Origin of the sequence: Algibacter agarivorans, from assembly GCF_039543245.1 — a bacterium.
GTDB classification, from domain to species: Bacteria; Bacteroidota; Bacteroidia; order Flavobacteriales; family Flavobacteriaceae; genus Algibacter_G; species Algibacter_G agarivorans.
On sequence record NZ_BAABJJ010000035.1, the window covers coordinates 59,575 to 81,491 of the forward strand.

Annotated in this window: 24 protein-coding genes; 16 read left to right on the top strand and 8 right to left on the bottom strand. The window is 32.4% G+C overall.

What is annotated here, in order from left to right:
- Window positions 1–154 precede the first annotated feature (154 nt).
- From ABD935_RS12275 to ABD935_RS12310, 8 genes are all read left to right on the top strand, one after another.
- Window positions 155–781, top strand: a complete 627-nt coding sequence (locus ABD935_RS12275) for a 4'-phosphopantetheinyl transferase family protein (RefSeq protein WP_345192387.1) — start codon at window positions 155–157, stop codon at window positions 779–781.
- 1 nt (window position 782) lies between these two features.
- Window positions 783–1,508, top strand: a complete 726-nt coding sequence (locus tag ABD935_RS12280; RefSeq protein ID WP_345192388.1) for a phosphoglycerol geranylgeranyltransferase — start codon at window positions 783–785, stop codon at window positions 1,506–1,508.
- A 100-nt stretch (window positions 1,509–1,608) separates the two neighbouring features.
- Window positions 1,609–1,869 carry a thiamine-binding protein gene (locus tag ABD935_RS12285; RefSeq protein WP_345192389.1) on the top strand — a complete coding sequence of 87 codons (261 nt, stop codon included), beginning with the start codon at window positions 1,609–1,611 and terminating at the stop codon, window positions 1,867–1,869.
- Complete coding sequence (gene pnuC, locus ABD935_RS12290; RefSeq protein ID WP_345192390.1) at window positions 1,853–2,485, top strand: nicotinamide riboside transporter PnuC; 633 nt, start codon at window positions 1,853–1,855, stop codon at window positions 2,483–2,485. The genes ABD935_RS12285 and pnuC overlap by 17 nt, the downstream gene beginning before the upstream one ends.
- On the top strand, window positions 2,446–3,015 hold the full coding sequence (locus ABD935_RS12295) for an AAA family ATPase (RefSeq protein ID WP_345192391.1): 570 nt from the start codon (window positions 2,446–2,448) through the stop codon (window positions 3,013–3,015). The genes pnuC and ABD935_RS12295 overlap by 40 nt, the downstream gene beginning before the upstream one ends.
- Window positions 3,015–4,562: a DUF4301 family protein gene (locus ABD935_RS12300; protein ID WP_345192393.1), complete on the top strand. Its 1,548-nt coding sequence runs from the start codon at window positions 3,015–3,017 to the stop codon at window positions 4,560–4,562. The genes ABD935_RS12295 and ABD935_RS12300 overlap by 1 nt, the downstream gene beginning before the upstream one ends.
- Before the next feature lie 2 nt (window positions 4,563–4,564).
- Window positions 4,565–4,972: an alternative ribosome rescue aminoacyl-tRNA hydrolase ArfB gene (gene arfB, locus ABD935_RS12305; RefSeq protein ID WP_345192394.1), complete on the top strand. Its 408-nt coding sequence runs from the start codon at window positions 4,565–4,567 to the stop codon at window positions 4,970–4,972.
- 347 nt (window positions 4,973–5,319) lie between these two features.
- Entirely contained in the window at window positions 5,320–7,575 is a 2,256-nt protein-coding gene (locus tag ABD935_RS12310) for a TonB-dependent receptor (protein WP_345192395.1), read from the top strand.
- 55 nt (window positions 7,576–7,630) lie between these two features.
- Here ABD935_RS12310 and ABD935_RS12315 read toward each other — a convergent pair whose 3' ends face one another.
- Entirely contained in the window at window positions 7,631–8,059 is a 429-nt protein-coding gene (locus ABD935_RS12315) for a Rieske (2Fe-2S) protein (protein WP_345192397.1), read from the bottom strand.
- A gap of 147 nt (window positions 8,060–8,206) precedes the next feature.
- Here ABD935_RS12315 and greA point away from each other — a divergent pair, with 147 nt between their 5' ends.
- Together greA and ABD935_RS12325 are read left to right on the top strand one after the other, a co-directional pair.
- On the top strand, window positions 8,207–8,680 hold the full coding sequence (gene greA, locus ABD935_RS12320; RefSeq protein WP_345192398.1) for a transcription elongation factor GreA: 474 nt from the start codon (window positions 8,207–8,209) through the stop codon (window positions 8,678–8,680).
- Between the two features lie 82 nt (window positions 8,681–8,762).
- Window positions 8,763–9,152: an HIT family protein gene (locus ABD935_RS12325; protein ID WP_345192399.1), complete on the top strand. Its 390-nt coding sequence runs from the start codon at window positions 8,763–8,765 to the stop codon at window positions 9,150–9,152.
- Here the strand turns inward: ABD935_RS12325 and ABD935_RS12330 are convergent.
- Together ABD935_RS12330 and ABD935_RS12335 are read right to left on the bottom strand one after the other, a co-directional pair.
- The gene (locus ABD935_RS12330; protein ID WP_345192401.1) at window positions 9,147–9,497 is read right to left on the bottom strand and encodes a hypothetical protein; all 351 of its coding nucleotides are present in this window, start codon (window positions 9,495–9,497) and stop codon (window positions 9,147–9,149) included. The genes ABD935_RS12325 and ABD935_RS12330 overlap by 6 nt on opposite strands.
- 2 nt (window positions 9,498–9,499) lie before the next feature.
- Complete coding sequence (locus tag ABD935_RS12335; RefSeq protein WP_345192403.1) at window positions 9,500–10,651, bottom strand: sensor histidine kinase; 1,152 nt, start codon at window positions 10,649–10,651, stop codon at window positions 9,500–9,502.
- Window positions 10,652–10,862: 211 nt separating this feature from the next.
- On the opposite strand from ABD935_RS12335, the gene ABD935_RS12340 reads away from it, so the two are divergent.
- From ABD935_RS12340 to aat, 3 genes are all read left to right on the top strand, one after another.
- A complete protein-coding gene (locus ABD935_RS12340; RefSeq protein ID WP_345192404.1) occupies window positions 10,863–11,732 on the top strand; it encodes a flavin reductase family protein in 870 nt (289 codons plus the stop codon).
- Window positions 11,733–11,762: 30 nt separating this feature from the next.
- Window positions 11,763–12,143, top strand: a complete 381-nt coding sequence (locus tag ABD935_RS12345) for a DUF3127 domain-containing protein (RefSeq protein WP_345192405.1) — start codon at window positions 11,763–11,765, stop codon at window positions 12,141–12,143.
- Between the two features lie 153 nt (window positions 12,144–12,296).
- Window positions 12,297–12,929, top strand: coding sequence for a leucyl/phenylalanyl-tRNA--protein transferase (aat, locus tag ABD935_RS12350; RefSeq protein ID WP_345192407.1), 633 nt, complete (start codon window positions 12,297–12,299; stop codon window positions 12,927–12,929).
- Window positions 12,930–12,946: 17 nt separating this feature from the next.
- On the opposite strand, the gene gldD is transcribed toward aat, so the two are convergent.
- The 4 genes from gldD to mutY all read right to left on the bottom strand — a co-directional run bounded on the left by gldD (window position 12,947) and on the right by mutY (window position 16,525).
- Entirely contained in the window at window positions 12,947–13,507 is a 561-nt protein-coding gene (gldD, locus tag ABD935_RS12355; RefSeq protein ID WP_486303760.1) for a gliding motility lipoprotein GldD, read from the bottom strand.
- A gap of 80 nt (window positions 13,508–13,587) precedes the next feature.
- Window positions 13,588–14,892, bottom strand: a complete 1,305-nt coding sequence (locus ABD935_RS12360; RefSeq protein WP_425550221.1) for a gliding motility-associated protein GldE — start codon at window positions 14,890–14,892, stop codon at window positions 13,588–13,590.
- 53 nt (window positions 14,893–14,945) lie between these two features.
- The gene (locus ABD935_RS12365; protein WP_345192410.1) at window positions 14,946–15,392 is read right to left on the bottom strand and encodes a single-stranded DNA-binding protein; all 447 of its coding nucleotides are present in this window, start codon (window positions 15,390–15,392) and stop codon (window positions 14,946–14,948) included.
- An 89-nt stretch (window positions 15,393–15,481) separates the two neighbouring features.
- A complete protein-coding gene (gene mutY / locus ABD935_RS12370; RefSeq protein ID WP_345192411.1) occupies window positions 15,482–16,525 on the bottom strand; it encodes an A/G-specific adenine glycosylase in 1,044 nt (347 codons plus the stop codon).
- A 142-nt stretch (window positions 16,526–16,667) separates the two neighbouring features.
- Between mutY and ABD935_RS12375 the strand changes: the two genes are divergently transcribed.
- The 3 genes from ABD935_RS12375 to ABD935_RS12385 all read left to right on the top strand — a co-directional run bounded on the left by ABD935_RS12375 (window position 16,668) and on the right by ABD935_RS12385 (window position 19,895).
- A complete protein-coding gene (locus ABD935_RS12375) occupies window positions 16,668–16,958 on the top strand; it encodes an HU family DNA-binding protein (RefSeq protein ID WP_055442767.1) in 291 nt (96 codons plus the stop codon).
- A gap of 432 nt (window positions 16,959–17,390) precedes the next feature.
- Window positions 17,391–18,938, top strand: coding sequence for an Rne/Rng family ribonuclease (locus ABD935_RS12380; RefSeq protein WP_345192412.1), 1,548 nt, complete (start codon window positions 17,391–17,393; stop codon window positions 18,936–18,938).
- A gap of 534 nt (window positions 18,939–19,472) precedes the next feature.
- On the top strand, window positions 19,473–19,895 hold the full coding sequence (locus tag ABD935_RS12385) for a hypothetical protein (RefSeq protein ID WP_345192413.1): 423 nt from the start codon (window positions 19,473–19,475) through the stop codon (window positions 19,893–19,895).
- Window positions 19,896–20,149: 254 nt separating this feature from the next.
- Here ABD935_RS12385 and ABD935_RS12390 read toward each other — a convergent pair whose 3' ends face one another.
- On the bottom strand, window positions 20,150–21,580 hold the full coding sequence (locus tag ABD935_RS12390; protein ID WP_345192414.1) for a PAS domain-containing protein: 1,431 nt from the start codon (window positions 21,578–21,580) through the stop codon (window positions 20,150–20,152).
- Between the last annotated feature and the right edge of the window lie 337 nt (window positions 21,581–21,917).

The following is a 21,917-nucleotide window of genomic DNA, read 5'->3' on the forward strand; positions in this document are numbered from 1 at the left end:
ATTATATTTTCTTCCTTATTTAAAGAAAATATAATTCAAATTTACCATCAATAATTTTGATATTCATTTGATATAATTTGGTTAAATTCGCTAACCAAATAATTTAATTCACCTTAGGCGGTGCAAAGATAACTATTAACTTTTAGAATATTAAATGCCTTTATATAAAACCATTACTCCAAATTCACAAACTACTGTTAAAATCTGGAAGATTACTGAGTCTTATGAAGATTTAAAGAGAGGTGTAAACTTAAAGCCAGTTGCTCTAGAGCGTGTTTTAGGTATGAAAAGTGAATTGCATCAGCGTGGGTTTTTAAGTGTTCGTCATTTATTAGCAGCTTTTGGTTATGAGGATGCCGATTTGTTTTATGATGAAAATGGGAAACCACATTTAAAAGATGGTAAACAAATTTCAATAACCCATTCGTTTAATTTTTCGGCAGTAATTATAAGTGATTTAACTGTTGGTATTGATATTGAAAAACAACGTGATAAAATTACGGTTATTGCTCATAAATTCATTGATTATGAGTTCGATTATTTAAATAAGAACGCTACCGATTATATAAAAAAACTAACGGCTATTTGGTGTGTTAAAGAATCCTTATATAAACTTTTTGCAACACCTGGTTTGAGTTTTAGAAAACATAGTTTGGTAATTCCATTTGCTATTCATGATAGTGAAACAGTAGCATGGATTGATTATAAAAACAGAAAATACCGTTATAACATTCACTTTTTAGAGTTTGAAGGTTTTACTTGCGCTTATGCTATTGCTTAAAATGAATTCCATATATAAAGACATACAAGATGCCATTATAAATGGTGAAAAATTATTGGCGGTTTTAATAGATCCAGATAAATTTAACATTGAAAACACGAGCCGTTTTTTAAAAAAAGTAAACGCTTCAATAGCAACGCATATTTTTGTTGGAGGAAGTACTGTTGCTGAAATCATAACAGGTATTTTGGTCGAAGAAATTAAGAAATATACAACTTTGCCAGTAGTTTTATTTCCTGGTGATGTTACTCAAATTACGGATCATGCTGATGCATTGTTGTTTTTATCGCTTATATCTGGGCGGCATTCGGAGTATTTAATAGGGAAACATATTGAAGCGGTTTCTAAATTAAAAAACACAAATTTAGAAGTGATTCCTACTGGATATATTTTAATTGAAAGTGGAAATATTACGGCTGTTGAAAAAGTAACAGAAACAAAGCCGATGTCGAGAAATGATATTCAGAATATAGTAGATACAGCCAAAGCAGGACAGTTGTTAGGTATGAAACTAATATATTTGGAGGCAGGAAGTGGTGCTAAAGAACCGTTAACAAGGGCTATTATTTCTCAAGTGAAAAAAGAATTAAAAACCCCCTTAATTGTTGGTGGTGGCATTAAAAGTAAAATTCAATTGAAAAATGTTTACCAAGCGGGGGCGGATTTAGTTGTTATCGGTACAGCTTTTGAAGATGATGAATTGTTTTTTGACAAATTGCGAAAGTAATTTGTCATGCTGAACTTGTTTCAGTATCTCATAAAATATTAACAGATTTCTGCCGTAGTTTATCTTGAGCGAAGATGAAAGGCGGAAATAAAAAAGAACTATGAAAATATCAGTAGAATTAACCTTAACGCCATTGCATGATGATTACGAACCAGCAATCATTCATTTTATAAAAAAATTAAGAGCATCTAATTTAAAAGTATTAGAAAACCCATTAACTACTCAGGTTTATGGTGATTATGATGAAGTTATGCACCTGCTTACAACCGAAATAAAAGAAGCTTTTGAACTCATAGAACGCGGTTTGCTTTATATAAAAATTGTAAAATCAGACAGACATGATTATGAGCCTCATTTTTGATTTGTTCTTCGGGCAGTATTCAGAATACGAAACAGTCGATATTATTCTAGAAATTGTGGCGGTTGTTTTCGGGTTTCTTTCGGTTTGGTTTTCTAAACAAAATAAGATATGGGTGTTCCCAACAGGGATGATTAGCACCCTGATTTTTGTGTATTTATTGTTGAAATGGCAGTTGTTGGGAGATATGATGATAAACGCTTATTATTTTATAATGAGTGTTTATGGTTGGTATATTTGGACAAGAAAAGTGGACGAAACACATGTAACTCCTATTTCCATAACAACATTAAAAGAAAAAAAAGCAAGTATCGCTATATTTTTCGCAACACTCTTGTTTGTTTACGTCGTTTACAAAACCTTTGGGAAATGGACAAATTGGGTAGCTTATATTGATACTATTACAACGGCCATATTTTTTGTAGGGATGTGGTTAATGGCGAGACGAAAATTAGAAAATTGGGTGTTTTGGATTGTTGGAGATATTATTTCGGTGCCTTTGTATTTTTATAAAGGATTTACATTTACAAGTTTGCAATACCTAGGGTTTACAATTATTGCCATTTTTGGTTATTTAGCATGGAAGAAAAATATAAACAAGAACCTTCAAACTGCATAAAAGTAGTTTTATTTGGACCAGAATCTACTGGAAAAACGACTTTATCACGTCAATTAGCTCGTTATTATAATTCGGTTTGGGTGCCAGAATATGCACGTGAGTATCTTCAGAAAAAATGGAATAACGAACGGAAAACTTGCGAGCCTGATGATTTACTGCCTATTGCCAAAGGACAAATAAAATTAGAAAATAAGCTAGCAAAAAAAACAGATTCTATTTTAATTTGCGACACCGACTTATTAGAAACCAAAGTGTATTCTGAAGCTTATTATTCAGGAAGTTGCGATCCTATTCTTGAAAAATACGCATTGGAAAACACCTACAATTTGTATTTTTTAACTTATATTGACACACCTTGGGAAGCCGATGATTTACGCGATAAACCTAAAGATAGAGTGCAGATGTTTGAAGCTTTTCAAAATGAATTAATAAAAAATAAAAGACCTTATATATTGCTTAAGGGCAATAAGAAGGAGCGGCTTGAAACCGCAATTAAATGTATTGATAGGCTATTAAAAGATAAAGAATAATGTTTTCAGAAAAAGATATTCAACAAATCGAAAATAAAGGGATAAGCATTGAGCAGGTTAATGCGCAAACTTCACGTTTAAAAAATGGGATGTCTTACTCTCATTTGGTAGCAGCTGCAACTATAGGAAGGGGGATTGAGTCATACAATGAAGATGAAATTCAAGATTTTATCGAGTTGTATGAAAAGAAACAGGATGCCTTATCTATTGTTAAATTTGTGCCAGCCTCTGGCGCAGCAACAAGGATGTTTAAATTTTTATTTCAGTTTTTAAAAAACTTCAAACCTGCAAAAGAAAGTATTGAAGATTACGCTGAAAAGTATAATGATGCATTGATTAAACCTTTTTTCGATAGCTTAAAAGCGTTTCCTTTTTACAATGCCGTTATCTCAAAAGTCAAGGAGATACATTCAGATTTTGAAAGTTTATCTGAAGGAGAAAAACATCTTGAATTTGTGAAAACGATGCTAGATAAAAAAGGGCTTAATTATAGTTTTCTTCCAAAAGGGTTATTGCCTTTTCATAAGTATGGAAATATAGCAATAACTGCTTTTCAGGAGCATTTATTTGAATCGACCTTGTATGCGTCATCAAATAATAATTCGAATCTTCATTTTACAGTCTCAGAAAAGCATCATAAATATTTTATAGAAGAATTAAATCGGATTAATGAAGAATTAGTTAAGCAAACAAAAACAAATTTTAATGTTACGTTTTCATATCAAAAAGAAACCACTGAAACAGTAGCATTAACTCCAAAAGGTACCATATACAGAAATGAAGATGATTCTATTTTGTTCAGACCAGCTGGTCATGGGGCACTTTTAGAAAATTTGAACGAATTAAATAACGATTTAATTTTTATTAAAAACATTGATAACATTGTAGTTTCAGACAAAAATATTGAAGTCTCTAATTACAAGAAGTTATTAGCAGGTGTGTTACTTGAAGCGCAGCAGAAAACGTTTTCTTATTTGAAGAAGTTGGATGAGGTTAATTTGACTGAAACGGATTTTAAAGTCATGGTTTTATTTTTACGTTATAGATTGAATGTGTCTGTAACTCCCGATTTTGATAAGTTTACTTCTCAAGAAAAAACGGTTTATTTAAGAGAAAAGTTAAACAGGCCTATTCGCGTATGTGGAATGGTTAAAAATCAAGGAGAACCAGGAGGAGGGCCATTTTGGGTTAAGGATGAAAACGATAATGTATCATTACAGATTGTAGAATTTGCTCAAATTGATTTTAGAAGAAAAAATCAACAAAGCTTAGTGTATAAGGCCACTCATTTCAATCCCACAGACTTAGTTTGCGGTGTAAAGAATTATAAAGGCGAAAAGTTTAACCTTAAAGATTTTGTGGATTTAGAAGCTGCTTTTATAACTATGAAAACCCAAAATGGTGTTGATATTAAAGCATTAGAACTTCCTGGGCTATGGAATGGCAGTATGGCGTATTGGAATTCTATTTTTGTTGAAGTGCCGTTAAAGACTTTTAACCCCGTTAAAACAGTAAACGACCTTTTAAAACCTGAGCACCAAGCCTAATTATGTTTAATGAAGACGCATTATTGCAGGAGTTACGTTTTAAAGCCATAAGGAGTTCGGGTAGTGGTGGGCAACATGTAAATAAAGTGTCTTCAAAAATTGAGTTGACTTTTAATCTATCAGAATCGCATGTGTTTAATGAAGAACAAAAAGAACGACTCCAAAACAAGCTTCAACACAGGTTAACCAAAGATGGTGTGCTCATACTTCAATGTGATGAAAGCCGAAGTCAGCATAAAAATAAAGCACTTGCTATTAAACGGTTATTAGCGCTAATAAGGGCGTCCTTAATTATTCCAAAAAGAAGAGTTCCAACTAAAATTCCGAAATCAGTTATTAGAAAACGATTGAAGAACAAGCGGAATCTATCTGATAAAAAGGCGAATAGAAGAAAACCAAAGGTCGATTAAAAAATAAATGTAATTCTTAAATCGAAATTAATAAATCTAACATACCTTTGCAGCGTTCTCAAAAAAGGGGTGCCTATTATCGGCTGAGATCATACCCATTGAACCTAGAACAGGTAATGCTGTTTAGGAAACGAGCATAAAGAAAATGTCCAGTGGATATTTTTAGCAAGTGCGATAAGGTCATCAATGTTGGTTTTTACTTCTGAATCTGAATTAGTCTTAAATTATGGATTTAAGGATTCAAAATGGAAATTAACTTAATAATGTCGTACGAGTAAAGTGCTCAAAAACTAATTATTAACAATAAAGAATAATTACCTCTTTTTATTCGATTTTAAATAATCGTAATGAAAAATTTATTTCTTTTTTTAACACTCTTAGTGTTATCAGTCAGTGCTAAAGCACAACAAAATCAACAAATTCAAGATTCAACTAAAACAGAAAAGTTAGATGAAATCTTGCTTTCTGCAACTAGAGCTAAAGACAAAACACCAGTTGCGTTTACTAATATCACAAAAGAAGCGTTGGAGTCTACCAATTTAGGTCAAGATTTACCTATTCTATTAGATCAATTACCATCTGTAGTGACTACAAGTGATGCAGGTGCAGGAGTTGGTTACACAGGAATCCGAGTACGTGGTAGCGATGCTACTAGAGTAAATGTTACTATTAATGGGATTCCATATAATGATGCAGAGAGTCAAGGAACATTCTGGGTTAATATGCCCGATTTTGTATCTTCAGTCGAAGATATACAGTTGCAACGCGGTGTGGGAACATCAACTAATGGCTCGGCTGCTTTTGGGGCAAGTTTAAATATTAAAACCTTAAGCCCTTCAACTGAAGGTTATGCAACCACAACCAATGCTGTTGGAAGTTTTGGAACGAGAAAGCATAATATTAGCATTGGTTCAGGAATTATAAACAACTTTTACGCAGAGGGCCGATTATCTAATATTCAAAGTGATGGCTATATTGATAGAGCTAGAGCAGACTTGAATTCATACTACGTTGAAACGGGTTTTTTAAATGAAAAAACATCAGTAAAAGCTATTGTTTTTGGAGGAAAAGAAGAAACATACCAATCTTGGTATGGTACTCCAGAAGCTGTTGTTAACAATGATAGAGATGGAATACAAGCATTTATAGATAGAAATTACCCTTCGGAAGCGGAATCTCAAAACCTATTAAATTCAGGTCGAACTTATAATTTTTATACTTACGATAATGAGGTAGATAATTACCAGCAAACACATTATCAATTACACGCTTCTCATCAATTTAACAAACGTTTTTCAGCTAATATTTCCGGAAATTATACTAGAGGAAAAGGATATTTTGAACAATATAAAGATGGTGAAGAGCTAGGCGATTATTTTCCAAACAGTCCTAATGCTTCAGATGAAGGAGATGTTATCAGAAGGCGTTGGTTAGATAATGATTTCTTTGCACTAGTGTATTCGCTTAATTATAAAAAAGAGAACTTAAGCCTATATCTAGGGGGAGGTTTTAATTCTTATAAAGGAGATCATTTTGGTGAAGTCATTTGGGATTCATTTTCTTCAGAAGTGCCAATTAGAAACAACTATTATTTTAGTTATGGTGATAAAAAAGATTATAATACTTATTTAAAAGCTGAATATAATATCAGTTCTAATTTGTTCGCTCTATTAGATTTGCAATATAGAAAAGTAGATTATGAATCGGTTGGTACTAGTTCTGATTTAGTGGATATTGATGTAAAGGAATCGTACAATTTTTTTAATCCTAAATTTGGATTAACTTATAATGTAGATAACTTTAATAGTATTTATGGGTCTTTTGCTGTTGCTAATAGAGAACCAAATAGAGACGATTTAACTAAAAATCCTATACGTCCAAAATCAGAAAGTTTACATGATTTCGAGTTTGGTTATAAGCTAAAAACATCAAACTTCTATGCTACGGCTAATTTATATTACATGAATTATAAAGACCAATTAGTTTTAACAGGAGATTTAGATGATGTAGGCGATCCCATCAGGCAAAATGTAGATAAGAGTTATAGAGCAGGAATTGAGTTGCAAACAGGTTACAAAGTGTCAGAACAATTAAGAATTGATGCTAATGCTACGTTTAGTCAAAATAAAATAAAAGATTTTGATTATGTGGTTTATGATACGCAATATGATCCAAATACATACGATACGGTCTCTTATCAACCTGTAGTTACATCATTTGAAGACACAGATATTTCCTTTTCACCAAATGTTATTTTTGGAAGCACTTTAACTTTTTCTCCAATTAAAAACGGAAATATTGCTTTGTTGTCTAAGTATGTTGGAAAACAATATTTAGATAACACATCTAGCGATAGCAAAAGTATTGATGCCTATTTTGTAAACAACTTAAACGTATCGTATAAGTTTCAACCAAAATGGATTAAAGAAATAGCAATAAACCTATTGGTTAATAACTTGTTTAATTCGGAATATGTGTCTAATGGTTATACTTATAGTTATTATTACAGACCAGAAGCTTCATTAGATGCTCCTGTAACCGAGAATTTTTATTATCCACAAGCTACAACCAACTTTTTGGTTGGTGCTACATTGAAATTTTAAGTAATATAAATTAAGGTTTAAAAAGCGTAGTTGGTTTTATGTCAACTGCGCTTTTTTAGTTGAATATTAAAAGATTATTACCATTATTTTCAATACGATAATTTCTTAAAGAGCATCGCAATCCATCATTGCCGTCTGGTGTTCCTGTTATAAAATTATAGCTGTTACCATCGTCGCATCCACATGTGCCAAATAATCCATTAGGAATTAGTGCAGAACATGAGTTAGGAGTATGGTTAGGGTCGCTGGCATCCCAAGCATAAAAATCTCCGCCAGTACTAGCTATAATAACGCCTGCATTTCCCACATTAGGTATGTAAACAGAGTTGCCAGCAAATGTTAATTGACTGTATTGTGGTAAGCTCAAATCTATAGTGAAATTGACACCAATATCAAGTAAAAATCTGCAATTCTTATCATCAACAGAATTGCCGCTGCAAGACACTAAAAAAAGCAAGCATATAATGGGGAAAATAGATTTCATGGATTTCGTAAAAATTAAAATGCAATTTACGACAAAAAGTAAAATGCGTTAAATATTTTGTATATTTGTTATACAATCTCGTGTAAGCGGGATTTTTTTATATGCTGAATTTTTTCAGCATCTTTTATTAAGTAAAACGATGAAGTTATGAGTAAAGTATCATACTATACACCTGAGGGATTAAAAAAATTAAGAGACGAATTAAGGCAATTAAAAGATGTGGAGCGTGTAAAAGCGTCTAGAGCTATTGCTGAAGCTAGAGATAAAGGCGATTTAAGTGAAAATGCTGAATATGATGCTGCAAAAGAAGCTCAAGGCATGTTGGAAATGAGAATTGCTAAATTAGAAGATGCTTTAGCAGGAGCACGTGTTATCGATGAATCGCAATTGGATAACTCTAAAGTATTGGTGTTATCTAAAGTTAAGATAAAAAACCAAACCAATGGCATGGAAATGAATTATACATTGGTTGCCGACGGCGAAGCAGATTTAGCTTCAGGAAAAATATCAGTAAACTCTCCAATTGGTAAAGGTTTATTGGGAAAATCTGTTGGCGATGTAGCAGAAATTCAAGTGCCAAATGGCATTATGAAATTTGATATTGTTGAAATTTCTAGATAGAAAATTTCTTTTTTATTTCCACCTTTCGACTTCGCTCAAGATATACTTCGGCGGAAATCTTATCTAATAAATCTTAAAACCTATGGCTTCAATTTTTACAAAAATAATAAACGGCGAAATTCCTTGCTATAAGATAGCTGAAACGGAAGATTTTTTAGCGTTTTTGGATGTTAACCCAAATGCTAAAGGGCATACACTTTGTATTCCTAAAAAGGAAGTTGATAAAATTTTCGATTTGGATGAAGCCGCTTATAATGGGTTGATGTCTTTTTCAAGAAAAGTGGCATTGGCTTTAAAAAAAGCAGTGCCGTGTAAACGTATTGGTGTAAGTGTTATTGGCTTAGAAGTGCCTCATGCACATGTGCATTTAATTCCGTTACAGTCTATGGAGGATGCAAGATTTATTCAAAAAGTAAAATTATCTTCAGAAGAATTTCAAGAATTAGCAGAAGCTATTAAGTCTAAGTTATAATTCAGTATAAAATATTAGAAATATTAGTATTGCAATTAACATTAAGGTTCCTATAATAACAATCCAAGATGCTTTTTTTAAAAAAGTTGATGACTTTTTAGGCACAAAAGCTTTTTTCTGATATTCAAAAACACGTTCAATATCGTCCGTCCATTGTACAGGGTAAATTATGGAGTTACAAGTTTTACAGGCTATTTCATGGTTAATTTCAGAAGTAATCGATTTGTGAAATTTAGTTTCTACTATCTTTTGTTTAAACATTAGGCGCAAGCCATCTGTGCTGTAGCATTCAGGACAGTTGTTTTTTAACGCAACTTCTTTTATATCAATTAGTTTTTCGGACATGGTTAGTGTAGGCGTTTTAAACTTATTTGTATGGTACTACCTCTTCCTTTTACAGATTCTAAAACCTTTATTTTACCATTATGGAAATCTTCAATAATACGTTTGGTGAGCGATAATCCTAATCCCCAACCACGCTTTTTTGTGGTAAAACCAGGTTCAAAAATTTTATTATAATTCTTTTTGGAAATGCCTTTTCCTGTATCGGTAACGCTCACTTTTACGTTGTCTTCAAGTTGAGATATTTCAACTGTAAGTTTGCCTCTACCTTTCATAGCGTCAATAGCGTTTTTTACTAAATTTTCAATAGTCCAACTATAAAGTTGTTTGTTTAGATTTACGGGAATTTCACCTTCAGGGATTATAAGGTCAAATTCTATAAGCTTGGAAGATCTTGCTTTTAAATAATCATAAGACTCAATAGTTTCTTTAATAATATCGGCTTCTTCCAAAGTTGGTAAAGAGCCTATTTTGCTAAAACGTTCTGTTATGGTTTGTAATCGGTCAACATCCTTTTCAATTTCAATAATATAATCTGGATTTACGTTTTCAGTTTTTAATATTTCAGTCCAACCAATTAAAGAGGATAGAGGCGTGCCAATTTGATGTGCCGTTTCTTTAGCCATACCGGACCATAGTTTGTTTTGGGTAGCATTTTTATTACTGCTATAAAAAAAGAAGATCACGGCGCCAAATAGAAAAACAATCAGCAATAACGCCAAGGGGTAGTATTTTAATTTATTTAATAACGGCGAGTTGCCGTAGTAAATGGTACTTACAACGCTATTCCCTAATTTTACAGGAATGGGTTTGTTTTCTTCTTTAAATTTTAAAATTAATTTTTTAACATATAGCGAATCTTTAATTTTTGTTTCGTTTATATTATTAAAACTCACCAAACTTCCATCTTCATTAATAACAAGCATGGGTGTGGTTTTATTGCTGTTTAATATTTGTAAAGTAAGTCCTAAATTAACAGTGTTATCGGAATTGATAAAGTCGTTTTGAGCCAACGACCAATTTTCCATTTTGGTGCGCTCTTCATCTTTAAAATGCTGAAAAAATTCGTAGGTTTTCCACAAAATAAGTGAGACAATAGCAAAAGACGCTATAATGATAATCCAACGAAATGCATTGCTATGTTTAGTGAAAATCATGGTTAAAATTGTTAATCAAGTAATATAATGCAAATCTGTTAATATTATTGCACAAGTTGTTAGTAAATCGGTTTTTAGATGAACAACATAATAGCTGTATTTCCTCTGATGGAAAATAATGAAAATTGTTGACAGCCGTAAACTAATGTTGAAAACTAGTTTGAGTTTTAATGTTTTTTTTGATTAGTTTTGTGAAAACTTAAAAACGTTAATGCCGTCATTAGACCCAAAAAGCTTATCAACCAGTAAATTACATAGTTATTTGTTGAGCGCCGTAGCGCCAAGACCAATTGCTTTTGCGAGTACTGTTGATGCTGGTGGAAATCCTAATTTATCGCCATTTAGCTTTTTTAATGTGTTTAGTGCTAATCCGCCAATTATGATTTTTTCGCCTGCAAGACGTGTTAGAGATAACACAACTAAGCACACGCTAAAAAATATTGAAGCAACAAAAGAGGTGGTGATAAATATGGTGAATTTTGATATAGTTTATCAAATGTCATTAAGTAGTATGGAATATCCTGAGGATGTTAATGAGTTTGAAAAAGCGGGATTAACGATGTTGAAATCGGATGTTGTAAAACCGTTTCGTGTTGCCGAATCACCAGTGCAGTTTGAATGTAAGGTGAATGATATTATTAAGTTAGGAACCGATGGTGGCGCTGGAAATTTAATTATTTGCGAAGTCGTTAGGATGCATATAGATGATGAGGTTCTTGACGAGAATGAAGCTATAGACCAAAAGAAATTAGATTTGGTTGCTAGGGCAGGAGGGAATTATTATAGCCGTGCTAAAAAAGGATTTTTTGAAATACCAAAACCACTATCTACACTAGGAATTGGGGTTGATAGTTTTCCAGACTATGTGAGAAATAGTATGGTGCTAACTGGGAATGATTTAGGAATGTTAGGTAATATAGAACGTTTACCATCAGAAGAAAGTGTAAAAGATTTTATAGAAGAAGTAGGGGAGCGTTATCCTAATATAAAAACAGCTACACACCATGAAAAACATAAATTAGCGCGAAATTATTTAAGTTTTGGTGACTTAGAAAGTGCTTGGAAAATATTATTAAGTTAAAATAGTAAAACAAATATTAAATATTAGTAAATGGAAGTTCAAGGAAGAATTAAAATGGTTGGAGAAACTCAAACTTTTGGAAGTAATGGGTTCAGAAAAAGAGAAATTGTTGTAACAACAGAAGAGCAATACCCACAGCATATTATGGTAGAGTTTGTCCAAGATAAAACAGATTTGTTAAACAGCTATAAAGAAGGTCAGCAAGTAAAAATTAGCATTAATTTACGTGGTAGAGAATGGGTTAATCCACAAGGAGAAACTAAATATTTTAACTCTATTCAAGGTTGGAGAATCGAAGCGTTACAAGCTGAAGCAGCAGCAGGAGCAAACATACCACCAATACCACCAGCAGATGCTTTTGAGCCTGCAGGAGATTTAAAAGAAGAAGATCACGACGATTTACCTTTTTAAAACCTAACATCGATTCCTTCCATTTTTTAAGGGAAGGTGGATTTTGATTTTATAGAATCAAAAGACGGAAGGGTTAATAAGTTTAAACCTCAATATTGTAACAAATATTGAGGTTTCTTTGTTTATAGAATTATTTTAGTATCAAAAATGTAAATGCAATACCTAAACGAAAATATTTGGTTTCCTAATGTCAATGAAGCTTCGCCAGAAGGCATATTGGCTATTGGTGGCGATTTGTCTGTAGATAGGTTAGTACTTGCATATAAGTCGGGTATTTTTCCTTGGTTTGAAACCGATCAACCTATTTTGTGGTGGTCGCCAGACCCACGCTTCGTCTTGTTTCCAGAGAAGTTGAAAGTTTCAAAAAGTATGAAACAAGTATTGCGTAAAAAAGATTATACGGTTACAGTTAGCAAAGCTTTTAATGACGTTATAAATGAATGCTCAAAAGTTAAACGCAATGGGCAAAATGATACTTGGATAACAAATAACATGATTGAAGCTTATCTAAAACTTCATGAGTTAGGCTATGCAAAATCTGTTGAGGTTTGGCGAGAAGGCGTATTAGTTGCTGGACTTTATGGTGTAGATTTAGGCAATGGTGTGTTTTGTGGAGAAAGCATGTTTACTAAAGAAAGTAATGCCAGTAAAGTGGGGTTTATTAAGTTTATTCAAAACACTAATTATAAACTTATAGATTGCCAGGTTTATACCAGTCATTTAGAAAGTTTAGGCGCAGAGGCCATTTCTAGAGATGATTTTTTAAAATATTTGAAGGGTTATTAAGCATTTATGCTCTTAACTTATTTCCAAGTAACCGATTCCATAATATGCTTAATATCCTTTTGTAAATAATTGGCAGCTGGTAAAATGGAATCGTAATTAGGTTTTGCGTGAAAATATAAAGAGCCTGTTAAAAAATGATTCACACTATCGGTTACGTAAAACTGTGCTGGTGATGCTACATTGCCTTTTACTTCAGCAAATGCTCCATACACTTTTCTTTCATCATTTTCATAAGGTGTTACCGGGATTTCATCTGCCTTAATAGCGTGTTTTTGTGTGAGGTTTTGAGCATCTCGTAAAAAAGCTATGAGATTTTTTTTGTCCTTTTCAATCGCTTTATAAGTTAAAAAGATAGTGCCTTTTAAGGTAGGATATTCTAAATTAATACCATAACTTTCAGTGGATGCATTAACTTTTTTTGTTTTAATATGTGTTGCTAACACATTGGTTTCAAAAGAAAATGGCAACTCTAAATTAGTATCAACATACTTTGCTTTTGGGTATTCTAATCTTAAATAGGCTTTGGGTTTTGGCACGTAATCTTCGCCACAAGACATGAGCAAGAAAAACCCAAACATCAAAAATATTTTGAATACAAGTGAGTAAGTCTGTTTTAAAATCATAAAGTTTTCAGTTTTAAGGAGCAATACCCAGTCATTTATATTATGGTAAACTTCACAAGTTTAATGCGTTTTTTATCTAAAGCTTCAATAGTAAAAACGTAATTTTCAAAATTTATTTTACTGTTCAGTTTCGGAAAACTACCTGATATTTCTAAAACAAATCCTGCGATGGTTTCAGCCTCACCTTTGCTAGCCTCAAAAATAGTGTCATTTTCAGCTTTAATAATTTTATAAAAATCTTTTAAAGCGGTTTTGCCTTCAAACACATAATTATGGTCGTCTAATTTAGAATACATTAAATCCTCATCATCAAACTCATCACTTATATCTCCCACAATTTCTTCAATAATATCTTCTAAAGAAATCAACCCAGAAGTCCCTCCATATTCATCGACTACAACTGCTAAATGAACTTTCTTTTCTTGAAATTCTGCCATTAAATCATCAAGTTTTTTGTTTTCTGGCACAAAGAAAGGCTCTCGTATTAAACTGGTCCAATCAAACTGTCTTCGGTCTATATAGGGCAATAAGTCTTTTACATAAAGAATCCCTTTAATAGTGTCAATATTATCTTTATAAACAGGGATTCTTGAATAGCCATTAGATATAATTTCAGGCATTATCTCTAAATATTTCTGTTCAATATTAAGAGCAAAAATATCTATGCGAGGTCGCATAACTTGTTTGGTATCTGTATTTCCAAACGATACGATACCTTGTAATATTTTATGTTCTTCTTTGGTAGTATCTTCATCACTTGTTAGCTCTAAAGCCTGTGATAATTGATCCACACTTAAATTGGATTTCTGTTTTCCTAATTTATTGTGAATAGCCAATGTTACACCTCGCATTGGTAAACTTACAGGAGATAATAGCACATCTAAAACTCGAAGTGGGTAAGCCATAAATGTGGCAAACTTTAAATTGTTTCTGCTTGCATAAATTTTAGGCAATATTTCACCAAACAATAAAATCAAGAAGGTAACTACAACGACTTCTACTACAAACTTAATTTGCGGATTTGCAATACTGCCAAACATAAAATCGCCCAAAAAGGCAAACAAAATAACAATAGCTATATTGATAAAATTATTAGCCACTAATATGGTAGCCAATAGTTTTTTAGGGCGTGATAATAGTTCTAAAATGATTTGAATGCGCTTAGATTTTTGCTGCTCACCATTTTCAACATCACCTCTATTAAGAGAAAACAGCGCCACTTCGGCACCAGAAATAAGTGCAGAACACACTAAAAGCAAAAATAATAATGCAAAACCAAAAACAACTGAAAAATCAATTGCCATAATTAAAGGCTTAAAACTCTCGGGGTCAGGATCCAATTACTATCGGTTTAGTTAAACGTGGATTTCTCGATAAGTTATCGAGTGTATTGTTAAAAAGGAAGGTCATCTTTCTCGTCTTCTATGGTCTGGCTAGTTGGTTGTTGACTTTCCGCAGGCTTCTGTGCAACTGGAGTACTTGTAGCATTATTTCCGCTTTCTTTTTTAGTTGAAAGAAATGTAAAATCGGTACATTGAATTTCGGTAGAATATCTATCATTTCCTTTGTCGTCTGTCCATTTTCTAGTTTTCAACCGGCCTTCAATATAAACTTTATCCCCTTTGCTTAAATACTTTTCGCAAATTTCGGCGCCTTTATTCCTTACTATAATATTATGCCATTCGGTATTGGTAATACGCTCGTTGGTTTGTTTGCTCGTATAGGTTTCGCTAGTAGCAATAGGGAAACGACCAACACAACCGCCACCTTCAAAATAATGCATTTTTACTTCATCACCTAAATTACCAATAAGCATTACTTTATTTAAAGTTCCAGACATAATTATTATTTTTTATATAGAGTACAAAATTACTCATTTGCTTCGCATTTCTTTAAAATTAATAAAAAAATATGATTACATAAACCATTCTATTGAAAATTAAACGATTCAATAAAATTTCCTATTAAAATGGGTACTGCATAATTTCGTATATCACGGGTTGAAATACCTTCAACAGTCAGCCTATTGACGTTCAGAATCCAAAATTTAGTATATAAATGTTGGTGCGATAATTTGTGTACAATAACGTCTTTATTATATAAGGACAAATCAAAAGAAACATCTTTCAGTAAATCCTCGTTTTCAATATGTTTTTTAAAACTCTCAGCATCCATATTTTTATCTGTTTCAATCAAAGGAAATTGATATAAGCTTTGCCAAATGCCTTTGCCTTCTCTTTTCTGTAAAATAGTTTTTTCGTCTTCAGAAATAAATACTAAAAAATTGAAGTGCTTTTTTTTCGCTTTCGCGGATTTGATTTTTACTGGTAATTCAGATATTCTATTGGTGTTAAGCGCTATACATCCTTGGTTAAACGGACAAATATGACAATATGGGTTTTTGGGCTTGCACTGGGTAGCGCCAAACTCCATAATAGCCTGATTGAATTCCGCAGGATACTGTTTGTCAATTAATTCTTGAGCCAATAGTTTGAATTCTTTTGCACCTTTTGACGAATTTATGGGGGTATCAATACCAAAATAGCGTGACAATACCCTATAAACATTTCCATCTACCACTGCAGCAACTTCATTAAAACAAATGGAGGCCACAGCGCTTGCTGTGTAATCGCCTACACCTTTTAGCTTTAATAAGTCTTTATGGTTATTAGGGAACTTGCCTTTAAGTGCTTTGGCAACATGTTTGGCAGTAGCATGTAAATTTCTAGCGCGAGAGTAATACCCAAGTCCCTGCCAAAGTTTTAGCACATCACTTTCATTAGCTTTTGCCAAATCAAAAACCGTTGGATATTTAGTAACAAAAGCATCATAATAAGGCAGCCCTTGTTTTACTTGGGTTTGCTGTAAAATAATTTCTGATAACCAAATGTAATATGGATTATTGGTTTCGCGCCAAGGCAAATTTCGCTTATTGTTTGAATACCAATGTGTTAAAGTTTTTGAAAATATCATTAATTCATTTAATCGAGCAAACAAAAATAAACCTTTATAATATTAAATTTTAGTGAATTAGGTTTGAAATATTGAATATTTAATTCCTATATTTGCATCCCTTTTAAAATTTATAGTAATCCAAAAAATAAAAATATTAAAAATGACGAAGGCTGATTTAGTAGCAAAAATTTCTGAGAAATTAGGAATTGAAAAAGGTGATGTTCAAGCAACTGTTGAAACATTTATGGAAGAAGTAAAAACTTCTTTAGAAGGTGGTGATAATGTTTACCTAAGAGGTTTTGGAAGCTTTATAATTAAAACAAGAGCTGAAAAAACAGGTAGAAACATTTCTAAAAACACAACGATCAAAATACCTGCTCATAATATTCCTGCATTTAAGCCTGCAAAAGTTTTTGTAGAGGGCGTTAAAACAAATGTAGACGTTAAATAGAACAACAAAGTGCGGTCCCGATAGCTATCGGGATTGTTAATTAAATCGAATTATTAATTTAAAAAGACACTATTTATGCCAAGTGGTAAAAAACGTAAAAGACATAAGGTAGCGACGCACAAACGTAAGAAACGTAGACGCGCTAACCGTCACAAAAAGAAAAAATAAATCAAAAAAGTAGTTAGATTAGCTACTTTTTTTGGTTTTAAAAACAACAAGTTCTTTGAAATGAGTTCATTAATTTTTTAACGCCTTTGGTGTTTTATGAACTCCACGGATTTAAAATCCTGTGAAAAAATAATGTATAATCCATCTGTATAATTTGGTTGTTTGTTACTAGCTGTTAGTTGCTGGTTGTTATTCTATAAGATTTCAACCCTTAACACTTAGCTCTTAACTCTTAACTAGAGCGTATGGATAAAAATTAACTAAATGGATAAAGAATTGATCATTAGATCTGGTTCCGAAAATGTTGATTTTGCCTTATTAAAAGATGGAAAACTTATTGAATTACAGAAAGATGAAGATAGTAATGACTTTGCTGTTGGTGATGTGTTTATAGCCAAAATCAGAAAAGCCGTTCCTGGACTAAATGCTGCATTTGTAAATGTAGGTTATGAGAAAGATGCATTTTTGCATTATCATGATTTAGGGCCAAAATTACCTTCCCTTTTAAAATTCACAAAACGTGTAAGCACAGGTAAACTAAAAGATTTTTCTTTAAAAAATTTCCCATTTGAAAAAGATATTGATAAAGGCGGCAAAATTGCAGATGTCTTAAAATCAAATCAATCGCTATTAGTACAAATCGTTAAAGAACCTATATCGACCAAAGGCCCTAGAATAAGCTCAGAGCTTTCTATTGCCGGTAGATATATTGTTTTAGTGCCTTTTTCTAGCAGAATTTCTGTTTCTCAAAAAATAGAAGACCGCGAAGAAAAAGACCGACTAAAACGATTGGTAAAGAGTATTACTCCCCAAGGTTTTGGCGTTATTATTCGTACGGTAGCACAAGGCAAAAAAGTAGCTGAACTAGATAAAGATTTACAAAATTTGCTTAGTCGTTGGACGGCAATGTGTAAAAAGCTACACAGAGCACATCACCCCAGTAAAGTATTAGGTGAAATGAATAAAGCCTCGTCAATTTTACGAGACATATTCAATGATACCTTTACAGGAATTACTGTTGATGATGAAGAGCTCTTCTATCAAATTAAAGATTACGTGCAAGAAATTGCACCAGAAAAAGAATCAATAGTTAAATTGTATCAGTCTAAAAACCCGATTTTTGAAAAATTTGGAATTGAAAGACAGATAAAAACCTCGTTTGGCAAAACTGTTTCTATGGCAAAAGGCGCCTATTTGGTAATTGAACACACCGAAGCCCTGCATGTTATAGATGTAAACAGTGGAAATCGTTCTAACAAGGCCAACAATCAAGAGGATACAGCACTTGAAGTTAACTTAATAGCTGCTACCGAAATGGCTCGTCAATTACGCTTGCGTGATATGGGCGGCATCATTGTAGTAGATTTTATAGATATGACCAGTGCAGAAAACAGGCAAAAATTGTTCAATCACCTTCGTGACGAAATGAAGGACGACAGAGCAAAACACAAAATATTGCCTCCGAGTAAATTTGGATTGATACAAATAACAAGACAGCGTGTTCGCCCAGAAATGAACATTAAAACCCGTGAGGAAAATCCTGATGTGATTATTAATGGCTCTGAGGTTGAAGCACCAATTGGTTTATTGCAAAAAATAAACCACGATCTTGAAAAACTCATTAAAAAAGACTATAAAAAGTTGACTTTAAACACACATCCTTTTATAGCAGCCTTTTTAACAAAAGGTATTCCATCTATACGTTCTAAATGGTTTTTAGAACATAAAAAATGGGTGAAAATTTTACCAAGAGATGCTTACACATACTTAGAATATCATTTTTTCGATAAAGATGGTAATCAAATTAAATAATTGAAAAACCCGCTACTATTATAAGTTAGCGGGTTTTTTGTTTTTATATGTCATTGCTAAACTTTTAGGTTGTGGCAACCTCTTTCTAATATCAACGCTTTTAATAATTATTTGGGCAATTGCTAAAGCACCGCGCTTTCCGCTGTATCTTTCTAAAACGTCGTAGCGAGGACGAAGGACGTGGCTATCTGCCAATTTTTATCTATAACTAAATTCATCGCACTTTTATTTTTTAAAAAGGATGCCGCTGCAATCGCTATTGCGGGGTTCAGTACTCCACTACAAATCACCAATTACTGAATGGAATTTACTTTGACCATTGTTGCCACCACTAAGCAGGAGCTTAGTGGTAGCCTAGGGGATACATCGTCCTGATAAAAATCAGTTCCAGGACTGATGAAGATCATTTTTTCTGTTTTTATTAATCTTTACCTTTGATTTTGTAAATGTACTTAGGTGCATTAAATCATTAATTTAAAACATCTGGTTATGACTATTAGAAATAAATTATCAATCAATCTTTCGAATTATTTAATGGTGTTTGTCTTGTTATGTGGGAGCTTACTAATAAGTAGCTGCAATAAGCAAGCGCATGGATTCGCATTGCCTGAAGGCGATATTGAAAAAGGAAAAGTGACTTTTGAGAGATTGGTATGTAATGAATGTCATAGTATACCAAATATTGAATGGAAAGGCGGAAAAGATAATCTAAAAATACATCTTGGAGGTGATATATCATCTTTAAAAACCTATGGAGACCTGGTCACTTCAGTAATTAATCCTTCTCATAAAGTCGCATTGTTCTACAATCAAGAAACCTCTACCGAAGATGGCCTTTCAAAGATGAAGAACTATAACGACGTTATGACTGTTCAGGAACTTATTGATCTTGTTACTTTTCTTCAGTCAGAATATCAAGTAGTACCACCACCAACCTCATACACTCCTTATTATTGAGTAATTAACGAACGCATAAAAATAAGAGGAGCATCTATATTGAAAACAAAATCAGAAAGGTTTTATTAATGCTGGAAGGGTATTTGAAGAGCCATATTCGAATAATTATTCTTTCTGATCATGCCCTGCTACTGCTAAGCTGCGCTTAGAGGCATTACAATTGGTCTCGTCCTAATATAGTTTACATCCTTTACATTAATCCTAAAATAGGTTTACAGCTTAGTCCTATTGCTGGATTACTATAATCGGATTATTTACTTTTTTTTCGTTCTTTTAAAACCGATCATTGTTCTGGATTCAAGATCTTTTTTTTCCAATTCTTCTTCCAGTTTTTTATATCTACTAATATCCTTAATGGTTACAACTACTGCAGCTATATGATTTTCATTGTCAATTATTGGTCTACCACTTAATAAAACTCTTCGCATTTCATTAGTTGCTAAGTCTTTTAAAATAACATCTATATCATCTGTTATTTCTCCAACTAAAGCACGTTCGGCAGGAAGGTCTTGAACAGGAAATGTTTTCTTTCCATTAGGGAAAAGAACTTTAAAATGGTCTGAAAAATTGATGGATATCTTAGAGTCGTCTTCTATTCCAAAAAGTTCATTAGCTACATCATTAGCTAATATTACTTGTCTACTGGTATTTGCCACTAGCACACCATCACTAATATTCTCAAGAACCATATTCAGTTTCTGTTTGCTTTCAAATAGGTTTCTCAACGCTTTTTCTTCTTCTTGTTTTATCTGCAGTTCTTCAGTAATATTTCTAGCAATGGCATATAATATTCCTGTTTCTTGGTCTGCGGTAGCGTTCCAAGAAATCCATTTAATGGTTCCATCTTTACAGATCCAGCGGTTTTTAAAATTCACTAGATCAGTTCCTTTTTGAAGCGTTCCAATTTGCTGTTGGGTCATTTCTACATCATCAGGAAAAATAAAAGAAGTAAATGGTTTGGCTAAAAGTTCTGAGTCACTATATCCTAAAAGCTTACTTAATGAAGGATTTATTTTTATCAACTTATTTTTAGAGGCTATTACCAAACTATCAATAGACAAATTAAAAAAGGTATCTGCAGCCTTTAATGATCGTTCCATTTTTTTTCTTTCGGTTATATCTGTAGAAATAGTTCCGATAGCATACATCCTACTTGTTATATCAAATAATGGAAATTTAACAGACAAATAGGTATGTGGTCCATCCGCCTGTTCTATGATTTCTTCTACTTGAATTTCTTCACCTGCTTTTAAAGCCTTTAAATCTGAACTGCGGTAAGTATCCGCAATATCTTTAGATAAAAATTCATGATTAGTTTTCCCTATTATATCCGTTTCTTCCGATGCGAAAAGTGATTGAAATTCCTTATTTACCAATATATATTCGCCATTTAACTTTTTGACTGAAATGGCATTTGAGGTATTATTAATGATAGACTGCAATAATTTTTCATTTTTCAATAATTCCAGATCTGATTTCTTCTTGGCTTTTAGCTGTCCTTTGAGAATAAAAAATACAATAGTTAACATGACTATAGAAAGCACTATTAATGCAAATGCAATCCATTGCCATGATTTGTTACTTGAAAAAAATATTTGTCGTATAGATATAAATCCAATCACAAAAACTACTACTAGGTTGATAATATAGCCTAGAACAATTTTTTTTTCGAATGAGATTTTCATTTTTTCTAATTATAAATTCCTTTTTATTTTTATGATTACACTAATTTATTAAACTTAGGCTATTAGCTAAATGATATATGTCATATTGTAATGTAGATATCAGTTCTAAATTTGAGTAACTAACAATTGCAAAAAAACACGCTTTATAAGTCAATATTTTGGAGTTAACTGAACGATTTATGATAATTTCCTATTTCAATAATTCAGAAAATTAGTTTTCGGTTAGAAATCAAAAATGTATGTATAATCAATTACATTAATGTTTAATACCAATAGCGTCCTAAACGATTAAAAAAGAGAAAGGGAAATTTGTTCCGCAAAGTTACCTTTGTGGTGC

What these genes read in the sequence shown, in the direction of transcription:
- ABD935_RS12280 (WP_345192388.1), top strand. Translation starts at nt 783, where the DNA reads ATGAATTCCATATATAAAGACATACAAGATGCCATTATAAATGGTGAA.
- ABD935_RS12300 (WP_345192393.1), top strand. Translation starts at nt 3,015, where the DNA reads ATGTTTTCAGAAAAAGATATTCAACAAATCGAAAATAAAGGGATAAGC.
- ABD935_RS12390 (WP_345192414.1), bottom strand. Translation starts at nt 21,580, where the DNA reads ATGAAAATCTCATTCGAAAAAAAAATTGTTCTAGGCTATATTATCAAC.
- ABD935_RS12325 (WP_345192399.1), top strand. Translation starts at nt 8,763, where the DNA reads ATGGCTTCAATTTTTACAAAAATAATAAACGGCGAAATTCCTTGCTAT.
- ABD935_RS12330 (WP_345192401.1), bottom strand. Translation starts at nt 9,497, where the DNA reads ATGTCCGAAAAACTAATTGATATAAAAGAAGTTGCGTTAAAAAACAAC.
- ABD935_RS12285 (WP_345192389.1), top strand. Translation starts at nt 1,609, where the DNA reads ATGAAAATATCAGTAGAATTAACCTTAACGCCATTGCATGATGATTAC.
- ABD935_RS12340 (WP_345192404.1), top strand. Translation starts at nt 10,863, where the DNA reads ATGCCGTCATTAGACCCAAAAAGCTTATCAACCAGTAAATTACATAGT.
- pnuC (WP_345192390.1), top strand. Translation starts at nt 1,853, where the DNA reads ATGAGCCTCATTTTTGATTTGTTCTTCGGGCAGTATTCAGAATACGAA.
- ABD935_RS12315 (WP_345192397.1), bottom strand. Translation starts at nt 8,059, where the DNA reads ATGAAATCTATTTTCCCCATTATATGCTTGCTTTTTTTAGTGTCTTGC.
- ABD935_RS12295 (WP_345192391.1), top strand. Translation starts at nt 2,446, where the DNA reads ATGGAAGAAAAATATAAACAAGAACCTTCAAACTGCATAAAAGTAGTT.
- ABD935_RS12385 (WP_345192413.1), top strand. Translation starts at nt 19,473, where the DNA reads ATGGTGTTTGTCTTGTTATGTGGGAGCTTACTAATAAGTAGCTGCAAT.
- greA (WP_345192398.1), top strand. Translation starts at nt 8,207, where the DNA reads ATGAGTAAAGTATCATACTATACACCTGAGGGATTAAAAAAATTAAGA.
- mutY (WP_345192411.1), bottom strand. Translation starts at nt 16,525, where the DNA reads ATGATATTTTCAAAAACTTTAACACATTGGTATTCAAACAATAAGCGA.
- ABD935_RS12380 (WP_345192412.1), top strand. Translation starts at nt 17,391, where the DNA reads ATGGATAAAGAATTGATCATTAGATCTGGTTCCGAAAATGTTGATTTT.
- gldD (WP_486303760.1), bottom strand. Translation starts at nt 13,507, where the DNA reads ATGTTTGGGTTTTTCTTGCTCATGTCTTGTGGCGAAGATTACGTGCCA.
- aat (WP_345192407.1), top strand. Translation starts at nt 12,297, where the DNA reads ATGCAATACCTAAACGAAAATATTTGGTTTCCTAATGTCAATGAAGCT.
- arfB (WP_345192394.1), top strand. Translation starts at nt 4,565, where the DNA reads ATGTTTAATGAAGACGCATTATTGCAGGAGTTACGTTTTAAAGCCATA.
- ABD935_RS12275 (WP_345192387.1), top strand. Translation starts at nt 155, where the DNA reads ATGCCTTTATATAAAACCATTACTCCAAATTCACAAACTACTGTTAAA.
- ABD935_RS12310 (WP_345192395.1), top strand. Translation starts at nt 5,320, where the DNA reads ATGAAAAATTTATTTCTTTTTTTAACACTCTTAGTGTTATCAGTCAGT.
- ABD935_RS12375 (WP_055442767.1), top strand. Translation starts at nt 16,668, where the DNA reads ATGACGAAGGCTGATTTAGTAGCAAAAATTTCTGAGAAATTAGGAATT.
- ABD935_RS12365 (WP_345192410.1), bottom strand. Translation starts at nt 15,392, where the DNA reads ATGTCTGGAACTTTAAATAAAGTAATGCTTATTGGTAATTTAGGTGAT.
- ABD935_RS12345 (WP_345192405.1), top strand. Translation starts at nt 11,763, where the DNA reads ATGGAAGTTCAAGGAAGAATTAAAATGGTTGGAGAAACTCAAACTTTT.
- ABD935_RS12335 (WP_345192403.1), bottom strand. Translation starts at nt 10,651, where the DNA reads ATGATTTTCACTAAACATAGCAATGCATTTCGTTGGATTATCATTATA.